Annotated in this window: 12 protein-coding genes and 3 pseudogenes; 10 read left to right on the top strand and 5 right to left on the bottom strand. The window is 67.4% G+C overall.

The features are described from left to right. Window positions 1-819 precede the first annotated feature (819 nt). The 3 genes from C4U44_RS27405 to C4U44_RS41205 all read left to right on the top strand — a co-directional run bounded on the left by C4U44_RS27405 (window position 820) and on the right by C4U44_RS41205 (window position 6,091). Entirely contained in the window at window positions 820-1,380 is a 561-nt protein-coding gene (locus C4U44_RS27405; protein ID WP_103888729.1) for a hypothetical protein, read from the top strand. 465 nt (window positions 1,381-1,845) lie between these two features. Next, window positions 1,846-3,693: a TerD family protein gene (locus tag C4U44_RS27410; protein ID WP_103888730.1), complete on the top strand. Its 1,848-nt coding sequence runs from the start codon at window positions 1,846-1,848 to the stop codon at window positions 3,691-3,693. A gap of 25 nt (window positions 3,694-3,718) precedes the next feature. Continuing rightward, window positions 3,719-6,091 carry a hypothetical protein gene (locus C4U44_RS41205; RefSeq protein ID WP_146088349.1) on the top strand — a complete coding sequence of 791 codons (2,373 nt, stop codon included), beginning with the start codon at window positions 3,719-3,721 and terminating at the stop codon, window positions 6,089-6,091. 307 nt (window positions 6,092-6,398) lie between these two features. Here the strand turns inward: C4U44_RS41205 and C4U44_RS27415 are convergent, their stop codons facing one another. Next, window positions 6,399-7,610 carry a Shedu anti-phage system protein SduA domain-containing protein gene (locus C4U44_RS27415; protein ID WP_103888731.1) on the bottom strand — a complete coding sequence of 404 codons (1,212 nt, stop codon included), beginning with the start codon at window positions 7,608-7,610 and terminating at the stop codon, window positions 6,399-6,401. Window positions 7,611-7,692: 82 nt separating this feature from the next. On the opposite strand from C4U44_RS27415, the gene C4U44_RS27420 reads away from it, so the two are divergent. The 3 genes and pseudogenes from C4U44_RS27420 to C4U44_RS27430 all read left to right on the top strand — a co-directional run bounded on the left by C4U44_RS27420 (window position 7,693) and on the right by C4U44_RS27430 (window position 9,694). Then, a complete protein-coding gene (locus C4U44_RS27420) occupies window positions 7,693-7,962 on the top strand; it encodes a type II toxin-antitoxin system Phd/YefM family antitoxin (RefSeq protein WP_103888732.1) in 270 nt (89 codons plus the stop codon). Beyond that, window positions 7,931-8,395, top strand: a pseudogene (locus tag C4U44_RS42720) (VapC toxin family PIN domain ribonuclease). Before C4U44_RS27420 ends, C4U44_RS42720 begins: the two are co-directional and overlap by 32 nt. Window positions 8,396-9,493: 1,098 nt before the next feature. Continuing rightward, complete coding sequence (locus C4U44_RS27430; RefSeq protein WP_103888733.1) at window positions 9,494-9,694, top strand: hypothetical protein; 201 nt, start codon at window positions 9,494-9,496, stop codon at window positions 9,692-9,694. A gap of 740 nt (window positions 9,695-10,434) precedes the next feature. Here C4U44_RS27430 and C4U44_RS27435 read toward each other — a convergent pair. From C4U44_RS27435 to C4U44_RS41650, 3 genes and pseudogenes are all read right to left on the bottom strand, one after another. After that, window positions 10,435-10,962: a hypothetical protein gene (locus tag C4U44_RS27435; protein ID WP_103888734.1), complete on the bottom strand. Its 528-nt coding sequence runs from the start codon at window positions 10,960-10,962 to the stop codon at window positions 10,435-10,437. 156 nt (window positions 10,963-11,118) lie between these two features. Next, a pseudogene (locus C4U44_RS27440) lies at window positions 11,119-11,478 on the bottom strand (tyrosine-type recombinase/integrase); the annotation flags it as partial. Between the two features lie 5 nt (window positions 11,479-11,483). Beyond that, window positions 11,484-11,792: a hypothetical protein gene (locus C4U44_RS41650; protein ID WP_160145113.1), complete on the bottom strand. Its 309-nt coding sequence runs from the start codon at window positions 11,790-11,792 to the stop codon at window positions 11,484-11,486. Between the two features lie 323 nt (window positions 11,793-12,115). On the opposite strand from C4U44_RS41650, the gene C4U44_RS42725 reads away from it, so the two are divergent. Together C4U44_RS42725 and C4U44_RS42730 are read left to right on the top strand one after the other, a co-directional pair. After that, on the top strand, window positions 12,116-12,421 hold the full coding sequence (locus C4U44_RS42725) for a prevent-host-death protein (RefSeq protein WP_103888837.1): 306 nt from the start codon (window positions 12,116-12,118) through the stop codon (window positions 12,419-12,421). Then, window positions 12,376-12,686 (top strand): annotated as a pseudogene (locus tag C4U44_RS42730) (hypothetical protein). Before C4U44_RS42725 ends, C4U44_RS42730 begins: the two are co-directional and overlap by 46 nt. A gap of 257 nt (window positions 12,687-12,943) precedes the next feature. Here C4U44_RS42730 and C4U44_RS27460 read toward each other — a convergent pair. Then, window positions 12,944-13,915 (bottom strand): helix-turn-helix transcriptional regulator, encoded by a 972-nt coding sequence (locus C4U44_RS27460; RefSeq protein ID WP_103888736.1) that lies wholly within the window; start codon window positions 13,913-13,915, stop codon window positions 12,944-12,946. Between the two features lie 254 nt (window positions 13,916-14,169). On the opposite strand from C4U44_RS27460, the gene C4U44_RS27465 reads away from it, so the two are divergent. Together C4U44_RS27465 and C4U44_RS27475 are read left to right on the top strand one after the other, a co-directional pair. After that, the gene (locus C4U44_RS27465) at window positions 14,170-15,585 is read left to right on the top strand and encodes an FAD-dependent oxidoreductase (protein WP_235032386.1); all 1,416 of its coding nucleotides are present in this window, start codon (window positions 14,170-14,172) and stop codon (window positions 15,583-15,585) included. A gap of 412 nt (window positions 15,586-15,997) precedes the next feature. After that, window positions 15,998-18,952: a hypothetical protein gene (locus C4U44_RS27475; RefSeq protein WP_103888737.1), complete on the top strand. Its 2,955-nt coding sequence runs from the start codon at window positions 15,998-16,000 to the stop codon at window positions 18,950-18,952. Window positions 18,953-18,983: the final 31 nt, after the last annotated feature.

The following is an 18,983-nucleotide window of genomic DNA, read 5'->3' on the forward strand; positions in this document are numbered from 1 at the left end:
TGGGTCCATCCCCGCGGGTGCGGGGAGCAGCGTTGCGGTGGCGATGGGCCGGGCGACGTTTGCGGGTCCATCCCCGCGGGTGCGGGGAGCAGGTCCACCCGACCGGGGACATGCCGGCCACGTCGGGTCCATCCCCGCGGGTGCGGGGAGCAGTCTTACTGACCTGCAGGTTTCCTGGAGGGCGGAGCTGCCTTGAACCAACTGCAGAGAAAGCGACATTTGGGGCACCGAATGGGACGGCGCCACCTCCAGCTCCCCACCGCACAGAGTACGGTCGCGCGAAGGCTTACCGCTCCCGACCACGACGCAAAGCAGCAAACGTACCGGTTCGACGCGGCGGCTCCACGACCGCAACGGCGCGAGCGTCACGCCGCACCACTGCCGCACCATTTCCAGCGGTACGCCGCGGGCACCCACAGCCAGACGCCACCCCGCGGTCATGAAGCACCGGACGGTCAGCGGGCTACCTGACCAGCGCATGCGCGGACAGAGCCCCCGTGATTCCCAAGCTCAGAGCGCGGGTTCGATTCCCGTCATCCGCTCCATATAAAAGCCCCAGGTCGAAGACTTGGGGCTTTGTCGTTGTCCAGAGCAATTGAAGGATCCGCACCACTTCCGCACCACATCTGGCGTTCAATTGGCGCGCTCACCCGGGTCGCTTTGCCGCTCATATCCCAAAGGGCGCTGTATTCAGCAGGTTGCCAATGGTGATGGGAGCCGATGCCTGAAAGGCTGGCTGCCATGTTGCAGATCCCGCCGCAGCGGCCCGAGCCGCAGCCATCGCCGGAACCGCTCCGTGGAGATGAGCCGATTCTCGGGGTGTCCGGCGCTGCCGTCGTCGACTTCTGGCGGTTCGCCCTGCCGGACCTCAGGGTCAACAGCACCCGCGGTGTGTTCGCCGAGTTCCTCGTTCACCGGGCCGTCGGCTCGCACCGCCCCCGGGTGGAGTGGGCCAGTCACGATGTCGAGACCGACGACGGGATCCGCATCGAGGTCAAGGCGAGCGGTTACCTCCAGGCTTGGGACCAGAACGGCCCGTCCGACATCCGTTTCAGTGGTCTGCGCGCCCGCACCTGGACACCGGATCACGGATACGCTCCCACCGCCTCGTACAACGCCGATGTCTACGTCTTCGCCGTCGAGACCGCCCGCGAACCCGCTCTCTATGACCCGCTCGACACCTCCCAGTGGGAGTTCTACGTCCTCCCACGTCCCGCACTGGTAGAGCTGGCCGCCGGCAGTCTCGGGCTCAACACCGTCCGCAGGGCCGCAGGACCGCCCGTGCCGTTCGCCGGCCTCGGGAACCACATCCGAGCCGCCGCCCCCACCGATGGACCCGCCTCCGAGGCTCGTCCGGCAGCCCGACAGCCGCCGGGGTAACGGCCTACGGCGGTCAGATGACGGCGATGTCCTGGCGCTGGGCCGGGTTCACAGGACGCCGTCCTTGTCCCGGGCGACGAGATCACCGGGGCCGGATGCGGCGATGTCGCCGCTCGCAACCAGGGAGTTGCCAGCCCGGTCTGACGGTCGAGACCGACGGTCAGAAGAGGATGCGGGGCCCTGGCGGAAGGCACTGTCGTACCGGCTGAGCCGACCGGTCGGGGCGACGACGAGGGTGCGGCCGTGCTCGCGGCTGTACTCGCCGCAGACCCTGTACGTCGCCGACGCGGCGAAGGACGGCACGATGACATTGGAATCCGGGATGTCCCGCGTCGCGGTCGGGGCGCCCAGTCCAAGTGGCAGAGGTGGCCGCTCCTCGCCCACACATGCGCGGGAAGTCTCGCGCTCATACAGATCAGGTGGAATCGGTTGAGAAGCCGCGCTCACCGGGCCACGCTTGGGGCCATGACGTCGGCCGTGACCTCCCAACGCCCTTCGGGCACCGGTGACTACGCCTTCGACTGGGCGCTGGTCGACGTGGAGACCTCGGGGCTGCGGCCCTATCAGGACCGCGTGCTGTCTGTCGCGGTGGTGACCATAGGGCCGGACGGCGAGCGGACCGGGGAGTTCTCGACGCTGCTGAACCCGGGCTGCGATCCGGGCCCGGTACATGTGCACGGGCTGACCGCCGAGCGGTTGCGTGGCGCGCCGACCTTCGATCAGGTGGCCGGGCGGATCGGCGCCATGCTGCAGGACCGCGTGATGGTGGCTCACAACGCCCCGTTCGACTACGACTTCCTAGCCCACGAGTTCGCGCGGGCCAGGCTGTGGCTGCCGGTCACCCAGCGGCTCTGTACGCTGGCACTCAACCGCCGGGTGGGACCACCCACGGACGACCTGCGACTGGGTACGCTCGCGGCCCACTACGGGGTGCGCCAAGTACGAGCGCACGACGCGTTGGACGACGTACGTGTGCTGTCCGGAATCCTGCGCGGTTCGCTGGACGCCGCAGCCCGGCTGGACCTTCCGCTGCCCCTGGTGCCGTGTCCACCGCGCCAGGGGACGCCCATCGCGCTGAATCCCCCCAAGACCCCCTGTGCCTTCCGTAATCCCGGCCGAATGTCTCAGAACGGGCCGCTGCAGCAGGGAATGAAGGTCGCCATCACGGGCGACACCGCCGTCTCGCGACCGGAACTCGTCGCTCGCGCCGTCAGTGCCTGCCTCAACGTGATGACGTCGGTCACTCGCCACACGAGCGTGCTCGTCGCCAATGACCGGAACGCGGATTCGGCCAAGCTCCGCCGTGCCGCCGCTGAGGGCGTTCCTGTCATCGACGAGCACACCTTCCTGCAGCTCCTGACGGACGTAAGGGCCGGCGCGGAGCACACCGCCGGATCCGCGCCGGCGATGGACGCGCCGTCGGCGCCGGAAGCGCGCCTACGCTCACAGCGTCCCGCGGCTCCACAATCACCCGCCCGCGTCCTGCCGGACCGGTCCGGCAGCCGGCCGCTGACCGCACTGCCGCTGACCGCACGACGGGTACTCGTACTGGGAGGAGCGCACATCGACGCCGCCGAGGTACGCAGCCGGGTTGTCGCGCTGGGCGGCGCCGCCGCGGTGAACCTGTCGGCCCGGGTCACCGATGTCGTGCTTCTTCCCGGTGGGGAGTCGGACCGGCGCATGGCCAGGATCACCGCGCTCGGCCTCGCGGTGCATGAACTCGGATGGCTGGACGCACCTGCTGCCGGGCCGGCTCCCGCCGAGGCCGGGTTGTCGGCAGCCTGCCTTGTGCTGCCGCGAGGAGGCGTCACCGACCTGGCGGACACCCGGGATGTCCCACGCTGGACGGTCACAGCGACTTGGGCGCAGCGCACTAGCGCCGAGATAGATGTCGTCGCCTTCGTCCTCGATGAGAACGGACAAGTTCGTGCCGATGAGGACTTCGTCTTCTACGGCGCTCCGGAGAGCCCGGACGGCAGCCTCCGCCTCGCCATCGACGGACCGGCCGAGCAAGCCGTCGCCGTGGATCTCTCCCTCCTTCCGACGACGGTCCGCACGGTGGCCATCGCGGCGGCCATCGACAGGACGTCGACCTTCGGCGATGTCGGTGCCGTCGAGATCACGGCAGCACGTGACAGGAGCGCGGAGCCGTTCGTCCAGGCGACACTCGATGCCGCCACGACCGAACGCACCCTGCTCCTCGCCGAGATCTACCGCCGCGGCCCCCGCTGGCGCCTGCGCGCCATCGGCCAGGGCTACGACCACGGCCTCGACACACTGGCCCGCGACTACGGCGTCGACATCGAGGACTGATCACTCTCCGGATCAAAGGGGATCCATGTCGGAGTACGCGTACGACCACCGCCTTGTGCAGACCGCCGTGATCGGGCACAAGGAGTCGGATGTCCCGGTGATCTTGCCCATGGACGCGACCGATTTGGATGTCTGGCGGAAACTCCATCCCGCCTACACCTACTGGTGTGGACTTCAGCTCGGCGGATGCGGGGGCGCGTTGAGTGATAAGCGGTATACGCACAAGGTATGCCACTTCGCGCACCATCCGACTGCGCCCATTTGTCACCGGACCGCCAACGGCGAGTCCAGCGCTGATCACCTGTTCATCAAGCAGGGCGTCCGACGGTTGTTGGACGGGCACCAGGTTCGCGGCACCGTGCAGACACGCAATCTCGGCAACGGCCCCGGCGATGCCGTGGACGTTCAAATCCCTGCGAGTCGCCGCACGCTCCGCTTCCAGCTCGCCCCTCTCGACTACCCGGCCTGGCGCCGCGCCACAGATGAGCTGAGCGCCGAGGCGGACCGCATCGACTGGATCTTGGCGGCAGACGGACCCATCACGCAGCACCTGCTGGGCCGCCACGGCTACTGCATGCGCGTCCGATGTGAGACCGTCGGCGGCGATCGGCGCGTTCACATCGGCGCGGAAGCCCCCGATCAGACAGTTTCGTGGACTCCGTTGGAAGACTGTGTACTGACCACCTCCGGCATCGTCACTCCGCACGTCGAACAGATTCGCCTGTCCCGGCATCGCCCAAAGCCGTTCGCCTTTCCTGTCCAGGGCGGACTGGTCTTCGCGCTCGTGCCCGGCAGCGAACCTCCAGCGGGATCGGCCTTCGCCGCGGAGGATCGGCATCTGCTCGTCGCGGACGTGAAGGCGGGCGACAGCCCCATCGTGCGGGCACTGATCTCACTGCCCAGGGATGCGAAACCCCTCCCGGCAGGTCACGTTTATCGGGTCCCGGACAGAGCCCGAATCCTGGTGACCGACAATGGTCAAGGGTGGGCCGTGGAGGCAACGCGCTTCGTGCGCCTCGACGCCCACGAGGCCCAGCGCACCGGCCTGTGGACACCGCCCGCGCGCCCTGAGCCGGGACCGACGGTGCCCGCGCACAAGCCGGTTGTGCGCAACGCCCCGGCCGTTCGAGCAGCCGAAGTCGCAGACTCGACACCTACCACCTCGCCGCGTCAACTCAGCCACGGCGAATTGGTCAATGCGGTTCGCGAAGCCCTTATTACCCATGCCCGCCTGCGTTCGACAACGACGTGGGGAACACTGACTCGAACGATCGGAGCCGAACTTCGCGGGCTTCCCCGCGAGGACCGGGAACGGCTGCTGGTCGCGGTGGACGCGCCGTTGCGCGAGAACCTGCCTGTGCTTTCCGCCCTCGTTCGGTACGACGGCGAACCGCTTCCCTACTTGGTCGACGTGCTCATAGAGCTCGGCGTGCCATACGCCCGACTGTCCTCCCCGATCAAGCGATGGGCCGCGGTTGAGATCGAGCGCGCCTTCGCGGCTTACGGAGTACCCCCGCGAACCATGCCGCCGCGTCATTCGCTCCGTCCCGAGCAGCCGACTGGGTACGGGTACGACGCGGAACTGGCGGAACTTCTCGCCGGACACGCGATTCGGGCAGAGAGGGCCGCGGCAAAGGAGAGGGGGCAGACCAAGCGCCGAGCGGCCAGGAATGATCCCGGCGTGAAGCGCGTGCGGTCTGCTTACTTGGAGATTGAGCGGCTATGGCCACGTCTGGGCAAGAAGGCGCGGAGGGAGATCAACCAGTCTTTTATGGAGGCGCGGCATTGGCTCTCGTTCCATGATGGAGCAACGCTGACGAAGCGACGCCGCCACGAAGCGGCCTCGCAGTCGGCTGAGCAGCACGAGCGCGCACTGGCAAGGGCTCTCGCCGTGGCCAGAGAAGACGCATTGGCCGTAGCGCCCCGGCAGCGTGAGCGACCAGTCAGCACAGCGCCTAAGGCCGCCAGCTCCAATCTCAATCCATCCCTACGCTCAGCCCCCTCCCCGGTACCGGCCGTTCGTACAACCCCCGCAGAACGACTCACCCGACAGTTGATGGACGTCGCCGCGCGGGGTGCGACAGTCGCATTGCTCGATCTGGAGGGAGGCCGCTCGCTCCCCGATCACGCAATGCGTGGTCGACTGGTAGCGGTGGACAGCAAGACAACTCGTGAACTTCCGTTGCTGTCGGCACTGGTCACAGATGCCGACAGCCGCCCCGTCCCGTTCTTCCGTGGAATCCTCCAAGACCTGGGTTTCGCAGTTCCCCGCACGGATGAGGCGCTCCTGAGAATCTGGCGCCGGGAGCAGGAACGTGCCCACGCCGCCCACGGAAATCCACCCCGGCCCCTGTTACCCAGGCTCGTGCCGCCGGCGGAAGCGGCGGAAAGAGACTGAGCCGTGGAATACACCGCACCACCGCCCCACGACGTGCAGCGGTACGGAGCGGGCAACCACGGTAACCAAAGGCACGATGCTGGCAAGCACTTCAGGGGCGCACGTAGGGCTGACCAGCGCGGCTGCCAACAAGGCCCAACGTGATTCCCAAGCTCAGAGCGCGGGTTCGATTCCCGTCATCCACTCCATAAAGAAGCCCCAGGCCAGTCGCCTGGGGCTTCTCATCGCTGCAACTGCTATCGCCGCTCTGGCGATCTCGGCCCAGATTCAATCGGGAAATTCGCTGGCTCGACGGAAACCTGCGGAATTACGTCGGCGGCTTGCCGCCCAAGGAACGCTCGGCGTTGTCAACCAACTCCTTGTACGTAAGCACCTCCACGCGGTTCACATGGGTATTGAAGGTGCGAAGTGCCTCATTGATCGACTCTTCCGATACGGACGGCTGGACCGAAGGGTGTCCGATCAGGACTATCGCGCTGGCCCGGCGGGTCTCGATGCCGAGTTCCTCGCGAAGTCGGTGGCGGTTCTCGTCCAGGCCAACCAGGTAGTTCACAGCCTGGCCGACGGCATCGTGCACCTGGGCGGTAGGCACCCACGAACCGCGGTACCTCTTCACCAGCGGGCCGACCAGGCTCGCTGCGCGCTTCAACTCGACGACATGCAGGGCGCCGTCTCCGCGGATCAGAGGAATGTCGACCTCGTCCCCAGGAACCAGCCTGCGGTGGGCCGCCTCACCGACGAACCGCCCGCCGAAGATCCAGTGCTGCCCCTCCAACGCACGCTGGAGCGCGTGTTCGGAAGCCGTGGTGTCCTCGACGACCTTGCGCAAAGCCTCCAGGCCGGCCGCCCGGCGCTGCAATTCCGCTGCTCTGAAGAGCATCTGCCCTTGCGAGTCGGCGGCAAGAAGCGCCACGGCTTCGGGCGATGTGACGATCCGACGCGCAGCCTCTTCTGGGTCCTCGATGTCCAATCGTTCCTTCAGCACACGTTCCAGCCACACGGCGATCTCAGCCCTTCCGCGGAGAACGCGATACCGCCCGGGACGGTCCTCCGGCGCCTCAAGGAACCGCGCGTCCTCCGCGAGCGAGTTGAAGTATGTGATCAGATCTTCAACTCCCGCCCGGGGGTTCGCCTCCGCATACTCGCGGCTCGCCTCTGCGGCAAACGTAAATCCGGTCCGCAGCACGTTTCCGACCCCCTTCTGCAGGTTCGTGTTGCGCACGCCGTCTTGGAACAGTCGGTACCGATCATTGAGGTCGGGCTGGAGGATGCGTCCCTCGGCGTAGTCCAAGGAGTCCTGAACCAGCCGGACGACCTGCCACTCGCCGATGTCCGCCGCGCGTAGGCGAACTGCCTCCAGCATCTGGATAAGGATCCTCCCACCCCTGCGATGACTCCTACTCCCGCTGTTCATATGTCGCCTCGCTGACACGAGAGCCGCTTTCACGTCCGGATGCACGGCCGCATCCAGCACACGGCCGAGATGCATGTCCAAGGTGAAGTCTGATCTGACGCTCATGCGACGAGTCTGGTTGAGAGGTCCGACAGTCCTCTCGCCCGCTTCGCAGCACGCCGTGCTGCCAGGTACTACCGTAGTAAATATGTCTGCGCAGCCCGAGATCACCCAGCACGACCTGCGCAACCGGTCCCGACAAATCATGGACGCCGTCCAGGACGGACAGTCCTTCACCCTCACCCGCGACGGGCACCAGATCGGGGAACTCATCCCGCTGCGTCGGCGCAGGCGGTTCGTTCAGGGCTCGGAGTTCGCCGCCATGTCGCGTACTGCGTCAGGCGTCTCGCTGGAGGCGTCCCGAGCCGATCAGGACGCCACCGCCGATCAGGAGACGGACGACCCCTACTGCCGCTGAGTACGCTCGGGGCCTACTCGACAACAACACCGTGATTCTGCGCAAGTGGATCGACCCTGCGGAACTCCCCACCGAGGTCGCGATCACCGCCATCACCCTGGCAGAGCTTTCCGCCAGCCCACACGGGGTGCGCAGGAACGAGGACCAGAGAGACTACGACGAGCACGCGGAACGCGGCCGGCGCCTGAACATCCTGCAGCGCGCCGAGAACGAGTTCGACCCCATCCCCTTCGACACCGAAGCCGCCCGCCTCTACGGCAGAGTCCGCGCATCCGTGATCAGCGCCGGCCGCAAACCCCCGCCGCCGCGCCGCCGACCTCATGATCGCCGAGGAACTCCCCCTCTTCACCGCCAACCGCGACGAGTACAAGGGCCTCGACGGGCTCCTCCCGTCGTACCCGTCACCCGGCCCACCATCCTCCACGACCGGTAGCGTCTGCTCGCCGCACCGCATCCGCACCATGCACAGCGGTACGACTCGGTCGACCGCGGGCGCCAACGGCAGCGGCCCAGAGGGCACTTCGGGATCCGGCACGTATCGCTGACCAGCACATACGCTGACAGAAGCCCCCCTGATTCCCAAGCTCAGAGCGCGGGTTCGATTCCCGTCATCCGCTCCGAAGTAAAAGGCCCAGGTCAATGACCCGGGCCTTTTATGCTGTCGCCTCTTCAGTTATGCGGCACCCGTTACGTGCATGATTGGTTAGCAGCCGCTTCTCTGCGATGCGCACATGGCGACCCACCTTGACGAAGGTGGCGCCCCGCTCAAGCGATCCAACAGCGGAGGGATGGACCAGGCCTGGTCGGCGACAGGGCCTGTAATCTGCTCTTCGCCGGGCTCGTGAGAACCGTGAACCTGATCGGCCACGGCATGCGGCCAGGCCCTCGCGGTGGACGGTCAAACACCCGTCCGACGTAGCCACCAGGGCCACTCAAGGGGTGCGAAGGGGTCTTGAATCGACCGGGCGTATCGGGCAGCGTCAGGTTGATGCAGGAGGCTGCGCAGCTTTCGCCGGTGCTTGCTGGGGAGGGCCAGGCAGGCCCTCTCGATAAGCGTTCTCCCTGACTCAACCCAGGCGGCCTCTTCGTAGCAGGTCGGGTGATCGCCCCAACGCGGGTCCCGCCGCTTTCCTGTGGCCTTCCAGGCTCGGAACGCATAGGTCACAGCGCCAGGTTCGAGACCGTTTCGACGCTCGAAGTCGCGGATCTTACGCTGGGTAGAGAGTGGCAACCCATGGAACGTTGGCGTCGAACTGCGACGGGCGAGCCAGGGACGGTGGCGGAGCTGAATTGCTGCTCTTACGGTGGCCGGCGACCGGCGAGGCATGACACTTCCAGAAGTGGACTCGCAGCCAAGGTACTTGCTGAACAGCATCGGGGTACAGCAACCTCCGTACCCGCGAGCGATCGTCACCAGCACGCGGCGAGCGGCTGACGTGCCCGGCAGACCTCAGCGACCGTCACGCCCATAATTCGACATCGAGGAGTCCTCGCCGGTGCCGCTTGACCAACCCGCAGATACGCTTCCTCCATGGACTCCAGCCACGGCACGGCCGGCCCGTTGTCGGACGAAGAGGGCCAGCAGTTCGTCACCCTTCTCCGTCGCTACCTGCACCACGAGTTGGACCAGTTCGAGTTCGTCATGACCGAGACCGAGTACGGACCGATCTACGCGATCTTCACAAACAAGCTCCCGGAGGGATGGCCCGCCGAGGCGTTTCGGCCGTTCTAGGCAACGGGGCCGACCACGACGCTCGTGCCCGCTGCGTGCCCGATAGGGCGGGGAGTCACGGGGAGAAGGGGTGGTCAGCAGTCGGAGCCGATGCGCCATCATGCAAGGCATTCATGCTGGTCAGCCAGACCATCCCATCCTCAACGCGCCGTGATTCCCAAGCTCAGAGCACGGGTTCGATTCCCGTCATCCGCTCCATAAAGAAGCCCCAGCTCACCGAGTTGGGGCTTTGTCGTTGTCCGGACCAATTACCGGACTGCGTGCCATTGCCGTGTCACAAGGCGGGGAATTCCGGCGCCCGATCGTACCGAGCGACCGCGGGCGACTGCTGGGCCCCTGGGCATTCTCGTATGGCGAGACGCATTTCCGGTGAACTGCGCCACATGAAATCGCGTGGATTGCACCGGTTGATCCGGATACACACACCGGTTTCGGGGCGAAGATCCTGCGTCGCGAGGCCCTGTTGCCCCGCCGCAGCCAACCTCGACAAGGTGTGCCACTGACGTGCCACTTGAGCCAGCCGAGCTGGCGGTTACCGCTCCTTCGCCGCAATCGCGTCTGCCCGCGCCCTGGCCTGCCCCAGTTGGCTCGCGCTCAAGCACCGCACCTGCCAGATCAGGTCGCCAACTCGGTGAGAAGCTGTTTTCCGCACGGCGATTAAAACGGGAAAAGCGGTACCCGTCACCGCAGTGAGATCCCTCTCGGGTATGTCGAGCAGAGCAGAGAAGTCCCCGAGCAGTTCAGAACTCAGGGAAACGCGGCACACCTCCATACGTTGCCGCCGACCAGTAACGCCCAGTGCTGACCGCCAGCGTTTGGGCGATGGCACTCCAAGCGAGACCACGGTTCCAGATGAGGCGCATGAGAATCCCACCGGGTCCGGACGGATACACCATGTGCGGCGGCGTCCGAACCGGCGCCGTCGGCCCCTCGGCAGGCATGGACGCCACGAACTGAAGGACTTCCGCCTGCTGCTCCGGGCCCAAGGCGATGAACGACCGGACCAACGTGGGGACTCCGCTTCCCCTTGACCGGCCTGCGGAACGGAGACCATCGGGCAGGGACACGTCGGCCAGAGCGAAAACGTCAGCAGCATGCCACCCGAGAACAGGAGCGAGCACGCGCAGGAGATCCGAGCCCGGCGACCCGCCACGGAGCACGGCCTCCAACTCGCTCCTCATGCCCGCCTGCTGGACAGCAGCAACCAGATCGATCCGCTTGCTGAGTGCCAGCCGTTCCAACAGGACACCGAAGCTGTCGTCCGCCATAACTCCAAGAAGATAGCGGCGGCACGCCGACGGGAGACGCCCGCGACTCCGTCGGATGGCGACAGCATCGGAATAGCACGCAATCCCCACCGCTGCACAGCGACTGCGGCGGGTCTCTCCACCGCAGCTGCCGGGCACGGCACGGCCCGGCCACGCCTACCGGGCAACGCTTCCCTGCGAAGCGACGTTGCCGCGCCGGTCGCGGACGTGGGCGTCGATGTCCTCGGCCGGCCGTCGCTGATGCTCCAGCGTCGAGTGCTGGTGGATGAGTTGGGCCTTCTGCGAGGACTGGCCGGCGCGGACCGTGAGGTCCTTCAGCTTGGCGCCGGTGTCGGCGGCGAGGGTGTTGCCGGTGTGCCGAAGCTCGTAGAAGCGGAGGTTCAGCGGGAGACCGACGGCGGCACGAGCCCTGCGCCACCCGCTGCCGAACGTCGAGCGGCGGAACGGCGCGCCGCGCTCACCGACGAACAGCAGCCCTCCCGGCTCCTTCGCCGCGAACCACTGAATCCGGCGCTGAGCCCCTACCAGCCGAACTCCGGAGGCCCGACGATGCCGGCGCCGACCTGGGCCGCGAGCCAAGCGGGACGCGCCTCGTCCCCGGGCCTACCGTGGACGAACACCGTGTGTTCCGCGGTCCACTCGGTGCAGTAGATGTCGTGGCTGTTGCTGGCGATCTGCAATTCGGCGTACTTGTACTCCTCGTACTCCAACCCGAGCTCAGGCAGGGCCGGCCACTTCAAGTTGTGCCACAGGACGTAGCACCTCGTGATGTCCGCCCAAGCCACCAGAGCGTCCCGCGCCTCGACCACCGACTTGACGCCCAGGGACACGCTCGCAACAAACTCGCCAGCATCCTCCAACCAGGGCTCGACCTTGGCTTCCGGAAAGGCACCGACCAAGCGGTCCAAAGCATCATGGGTGTAAGCCCACGCATCCAAGTAGCACCCCGCGGGGTCGTACCAGGACGCGACAGCCAGCAATCTCTCCGCAAGATCGAGGGCTTCCCCCAGGTCCGTGGTCCGCAGCACTGGCCACGCACGCGTGTTCCCCATGCAGGCATCCTGCCGATCCCCGATTCAGCGGTCCAGCCAAATTCCGGGTCGGCCGCGGTAACTCACCCCTTCCCGGGAGCACGCCGTGCTCCTCAGGGGCCATGTCAGCGCAGCCTGAGATCACCCAGCGCGATCTGCAGAATCGGTCCGAAGAGATCATGGACGCTGTTCAGGGCGGCCAGTCCTTCGCCGCCACCCGCGACGGGCATCAGATCGGGGAGCTCATTCCGCTGCGCCGCCGACGAAGGTTCGTTCCGCGCCCGGAGTTCGCGGCCACGTCCCGCACAGCGTCGGATGTCTCACTCGATGCCTTCCGGACCGACCAGGAGGCCACGGCCGAGCAGGAGACGGACCACCCCCTATGCCCGCTGACTACGCCCAGGGCCTGCTCGACACCAACATCGTGATCCTGCGCAAGCGGATCGACCCCGAGGAACTGCCCGCGGAAGTAGCGATCAGCGCCATCACCCTGGCCGAGTTCTCCGCCGGCCCGCACGAGGTCCGCAGAAACGACGCAAGCCACGGCGCCGGGTCGCCGACCTCAGGATCGCCGCAATCGCCGTCGCCGGGGAGCTCCCCCTCTTCACCACCAACCCCGACGCCTACAAGGGCCTCGACGACCTCCTCATCGTCGTCCACGTCACCCGGCCCACCGTTCTCCACGAGCGGTAGGGTTGCGCCGCCGGACCACATCCGGACCACGCACGGCGGTAGGACGCTGTCACCAACGACACTGGCCACGTGGACACTTCAGGTCGCATGCACCGCTGACCGGCGCGGATGCGGAGAAGCCCTCTCGCCAGGGCGTCTGCCCGCGAATTCGGGAGGCCCACCACCCGGCACCCCGGGGTGGGTTCGAGTGCTGCGCGGACCAGGTCCTCATCGGTTCGCCGCACCGAGGGGACGCACCGCTGAAGCCCTGGAAAGTCCTACCGGCCCGCGGTGGGAGTCTCGGTGAATCGTTTCTTGTATGCCTTGACGAAGTGGCTGCTGTCGGCGAAGTGCCATCGAGCGGCGATCTCGGACACGGTCAGCCGGGTCGAGATCAACTCCGCCCTGGCGCATTCGAGACGGCGTTCGCGCACATATCCCATGACCGGCGACGTGGCTCCCTGGCCGAACGCGCGGTAGAGGGTGCGGACGGACACGTTCAGGGCCGCCGCGATCCCCTGGGGATTGAGATCGGGGTCGGCGAGCAGCCGGGTCTCGATGTGGCCCATCGCCGCCCTGAGGAGCGCGGGTGCGAACTCCGCGTCATCGATGACCTGGTCGTTCATCAACCCTCTGAACAGCTCCAGAGTCGCGTTGCGGGCGGCACCTGCGGCAGCGGCACCGAGTCCGTCCGCCAGTTCCGCCCAGAGACGGAGCTGGGCGAGCAGCAGGGCCGCGGCGGGCGAAGCCTGTTCCGCGGTGACCGCCCGCAGGTTCGCCGGGAAGCGGATCTCGCTCGCGGGAAGGACCAGGGTGACCGCCCGGGTGCCCCGGGCGATCTCGAAGTCCCACGGGTCCTCGTTCCTGCGCACGCACACCATCCCGGCCGCCGCCGTGGACCGCTGACCCTGGGTGGTGAAGCGCCACTCACCACTGAGCGTCACGCTCGTCACGATCCGGTCCTCGAGGTGCCCACCCGGGCCCCCGGTGCTCCCCGCGAGAGCGTCGCTGTACTGGTCCTCGAGGAAGAAGTCGAGCAGGTTCTGCTTCCAGATACGGGCGCGGTACGTCCCCTCGCTGTGCCGCGGCAGCAGCATGGGCGGCGCCGGCACCCGCTCGCCGCCCTGACGCCGCCACTCGCTGAGCAGCACCCGGTTCCGGTTCTCGTTCGCGTACGGCACGGTGATGTCGACCACGGGCGTCGAGGGGTCCCCGATCCGCCAAGGAGACACGCTGGCTTCGGGGATCATCCAGATCAAGGTACTCCGCCCCGTACCACCGCCCCGGGGCCGGCTTCACCGTGCGGCGTCGGGTGGCACGGAAGTACCACGCACCGGGCCGACCGGTACAAGTCGCCGGTGTCCGGGCTCTGTGAGCATGAGCGGGCGACTCCCGCCCTTCCCGGGGACGAGCGGGTCTCGCCGGGCCTTCGGGTCCTGGTTCCGACTGCCTGGGCGCCTATCCGCCTGTCCGGGTCCGTTCCCCTCACCGACTGGAGTTTTCGGTGTCCGAATCCGTGGTGACTCTCTTCGAGAGTCTCGTTGGCGCTGAGCCGCCGCAGAACGCACCTGTCCTGTTCGACACGGCGTGCGTGATGGGCGGGAGCATCGCGGGCCTTCTCGCGGCACGAGTGCTCTCCGATCGCGCGCGCAAGGTCGTCATCGTCGAACCCGACGACATATCGGCGGAGGCCGAGTCGCGCTCCGGGGTGCCCCAGGACCAGCAGGTGCACACACTGCTGCCGGCCGGTCGGCTGTGGATCGAGCGGTGGCTTCCCGGCGTCTCGCAGGAGGCGCAGGACCGGGGCGCGTCGCTCGCCGGACCCGACAAGCAGTTCGTCGGCTACGACGACACCCTGCAGGCGCCGGACGGCGTGGACCACCAGTTCCTCGCGGTCGGGCGTCCTCTGCTGGAGACTCTCGTCCGGGACCGGGTCACCGCCCTGCCCAATGTCTCGGTCCTGCGGGCGCAGGCGACCGGGTTGCGGTACGGCGACGGCGCCGTCACCGGCGTGCGCTTCGCCGAGGCCGGGACGGGCGATCAGGGAGAGCGGGCGGAAGGAGTCCTCGCGGCGGACTTCGTCGTGGACGCGATGGGACGCTCCAGCAGGCTGTCGAACTGGCTCGGGCAGGACGGTTACGACCAGCCCCGACTCGAACGGCTGGAAGCCCGGGTCAACTACGCGACCGCCCTGTTCGAGCGCCCGGCGACGTTCCCGGAGCTGGAAGTAGCGACCGTGCTGCAACTGTTCACACCGCAGTACCCGTCGGGTGGAGTGTCCGTTGCCGCGGCGACCGCGGTCGAAGGGCAGCAGTGGCTCGTCATGCTGATGGGCTACGGCGACAACCGGCCCGGCAGGACGATCGACGAGCTCCGCGCGCAGTGCGCCGCGCTGCCCCCGATCTTCAGCGACATCACCAGCGGCGACGTCACCCGCGAGGTGGTGACGTATCACCAGGCGGAGAGCCGACGGCGCCATTTCACCGAGGCCGGCCGCCTGCCGGCGCGCCTGGTCGGCATGGGGGACGCCGTGGCGTCCTTCAACCCGGTCTACGGCCAGGGCATGAGTTCCGCCGCTCTGCACGCCTCCTGCCTGGCCTCCTACCTCGACAGCGGCGCCGACCTCGACGATGCGGCCACGGAGTTCTTCCGTCTGCAGGAGGTGGTCGTCGACGCGGCCTGGGCCGTGTCCGCGGGAGGAGACGCTGCCCGCATCGACGCCGAGAACGGTACCGAGGTGCCGGAGGAAGTACGCCGGCAGCGCCGGGCGATGGAACAGATCGTCGGAGCCGCCCTCGTCGACGCGGACGTGTCAGGAGCATTCAACAACGTGTCCTACATGCTGCGTCACCCCGGCACGCTGTTCGATCCGGCGATCCTGGAGAAGGCGGCAGCGGCCACCGAAAAGCTGAGGCCGTAGTGACCGCCACCACGCTCGACCAGTACATCGGTCTGTCGGGCCGGGCTCCCGGCACTACGGGAACACCACGGTGCTCGACGACGGGACGCTGCGGGCCGAAGGGGCAGCCGCGGCCCGTATGAAGGACCACCGACTCATGACCGTGGCCGGCGTGGAGCACGCTCGGGTCCCGCTCCGGGTCGACAGCGTGTGGCCGGTGCGCCGGAAGTCGTAGGACCGGGAGTCGTCAGGCAATCCCCCTTTCGTGCGAGCCGTCCGCCACTTCCGCCCGAACGTCGAGCAATGGGACGACGACAGGAGAACGTACGGAGGCCATCAAGGGACGGCAAAAAAGGGGCGGTCGGGTCGGGCCTGGGTGGGAGCGTGGAACGCGGGCGCCGAGCGGTGCCAGGTAAAGCCCACGGGGGACACCATGGGGGAATTCTCGGGCATAGACCCGGCCGCGCTCAAGAAGATGATCACGTCGTTCGACAGCGACCGGCAGGGTCTGCGGGACTTCGCGACGTGCTACAAGGGGGAGTTCGAGTCGGCGGGGCTGGACAGCGACGCCCTGAGCAGCCTCCTCACGATCTGTGGCTGGATGGACGACGAGTCGCCGAAGCTCAAGCGGCGGGAGAACCTGGCCGCCGCAATGGCCGCAGGCGACGGACCAGGCACCCCCATGGTGCAGATCCCCGAACCTGTCACCGAGACCTCCGCGCAGACGAACGGCAAGAAACTGGCCCAGCAGTTCAACGCCAACAACGGCGGCGACAGCAAAGCCGGCGACCAATACCATGCGCTCGCCCAGGAACTGCTGGCCCACCAGGACGACCCCGACTTCTGCTCCGCCTTCTACGCCAACCTCACCCCAGCGGAAGCCACCACGCTGCCCACACTGCTCGCCTCCACCGGCAGCAGCACCGCCGGGAACGATCTGATGGTCTACAGCCACGCGCTGGGCACCGCGACCAAGGCCGGATTCCCGGCACCGGGCTTCGACAAGGTCGTCTCCTACTACACCTCTCCCCTGCCGAAGGGCTCGACCAGCGTGGCCTGGAACCGGGCGGCGATGCTCCAGTACGGCACGTTCCCGACGGACTTCCTGGTGAAGACCACCCGGGCCAACGGGCTCGACCAGTTCGCCAAGGACCCCGACCAGAACTTCAGCAGCGACCCGTACGACTCCGCCGACATCCTCGGACTGCCCAAGGACGTCGTCGCACTCGACCTCAAGGCGCTGTCCCCCAACGAGGCCGCCACCCAACAGGCCCTCGCCGGCATGGGCCAGGACCCGGGCAAGACCGACCTCAACGGCAACCTCAAGTCCCTTGCCGCCTCTGCCGGTTCCCAGCACGACCCGGACCTGACCGCCGCGTTTCAGAACACCCTTATGGCCGGCTCGGGCGACCGCTCGACACCGGGCCCCTACGGCTCGTACTACGCCCCGCTCCTGCACACCGGACCCGAGACCACCTTCGCGACCGCCGCGATGAGCGCGCTCAGCGGCAGCCACGCCCAGCAGAGCGACTACCAGGACTTCATCACCACCACCTTCACCACCTTCGGCCGCCCCGCCGACGCCACCCCGCAGCAAGCCGGCAACCAGGCCGCGACGCTGCTGCGGCTGACCGAGACCGCCGACCCCAACTGGCCCGCCACCCGCCCCGCGATCCAGTCCGTCGCCGCCCAGGCCAAGGCGAGCAAGGACGACCTGGACTTCATGAAGGGCTACTACGGCAACGGCGCAGCCGACCTCGAATCGAACCTGGCCCTCGAACTCCACGCCATGGACGGCACCCACGACGGCACCGTCCTCAGCCCGGACTCCACGAAGATCCTCGGCGAGTTCGGCGACAACCTGGCCTCGGCGACCCACCTCAACGCGGCCGGCAAGCTCCCGGAGTTCGACGCCAAGACGTTCACCGAGCCCCACGACATGTGGTCGGCGAGCATGCTCGTCAAGTACGGCCCCTCCGGGGACAAGTGGGACCACACGTTCCTGACGAACATGGGAGACGCCGCCCTGCACTGGCGCGCCGACCAGAAGGACAACCTGCGCCCGGGCTACGTGCCGGGGAACTTCAGCATGGGAACGGTGGACAGTTGGGCCGATCCGAGTCGGAGCCCCTGGTACAAGGAACTCGGCCTGCACGAGGACAACTTCACCATGAACATTGCCGAGCAACGGGACATCGCACAGGGCATCTCCGCCAACGACCCGAGCCTCGCGGTGATGTCCAAGCTCGGCGAGAACCCGCAGGCATCCCGCGACCTGCTCTCCGGCGGCGACGGCAGGTTCGCCGCCGACCAACTCGTCAATGACAACTGGCAGACCCCCGGAGTCAGTGACGACTCGAAGTTCACCGCCCAGGTCCTGCTCGCCGCGACGAGACCCAACGGCCTGAAGGGGGACGAGCTGGCGAAGGCGTCCACAGCGGCGGCCAACGTCTTCCAGGGCGCGCTGGACAACGGCGACTCCGCCGCAAACCGGAGCGCGGGCATCAAGGAGCAGTACCCGCAATTGCCGGACCAGCTTGCCGAGGGACTGGCGCAGGTCGCAGCGATCTACGTGCCTGATCTCGCCCAGAGTATGAACGACAACGCCGCGGCGAAGCCCGATCCGAAGGACCTGCGATTCACCTCGTCGATCGACCCGACGACCGGCCTGCCGCTCATCACCACCGACTACAAGGCCATCGACCAGCTGATGCACCAGTTCATGCCCGACCCCCGCGCGGCCGGCCTCTTCGAAGGCGGCATGGACGGATACATGGCCACGGCGGCAGAGAACCAGAAGGCGAACCCCACCGCGGCCGGTGACACCTTGCGGCAGCTCGCGATGCTCGACGGGCAGATGCAGAACGTTCGAGAGGACATGCAGTACACCCCGGCGGCCAAGAAGGACGAGCAGGCCAACAAGGCGGCGATGTGGACGTGGGTCGCCGGCGGCGTGCTGGGCACGGTCGTTCCGGGCGGGGAAGAGGGGGCGGTCGTCTCCAACGCCATCCTCCAGACCATGTCGACGAGTATCGCCGGCACCACGGCCTGGGGCTCATACCAGTTCCCGACGGGCAACGCCGACAAGGTGACCAGCCAGGCGCAGGCAGACCAGGACACCGAGATGCGCAGGCTGGAAGTACCCATCGTCCAGGGGCTCATCAGTTCGGGTCAGGTCAGGACTCCGCCGGACAGCGACTGGATCCACGACGGGAAGCTGGACCCGGCGGCGATCACGCAGGACCCGAACGGTTTCAATACCTGGTGGACCGAGAACGCCAAGGCCGGCACCCCCGCTCTGGATCTGTTCGGCCAGGCGAAGAACGGGTACAACGACGCCACCTCGCAACGTGCCGCAAACAGCGATGGGGCGCAGGACGGTCACTAGGCGGAGCCCGGCCCGGTCGCGGATGGTGCCC

Source organism: Actinacidiphila yanglinensis, assembly GCF_900107965.1.
GTDB classification, from domain to species: domain Bacteria; phylum Actinomycetota; class Actinomycetes; order Streptomycetales; family Streptomycetaceae; genus Actinacidiphila; species Actinacidiphila yanglinensis.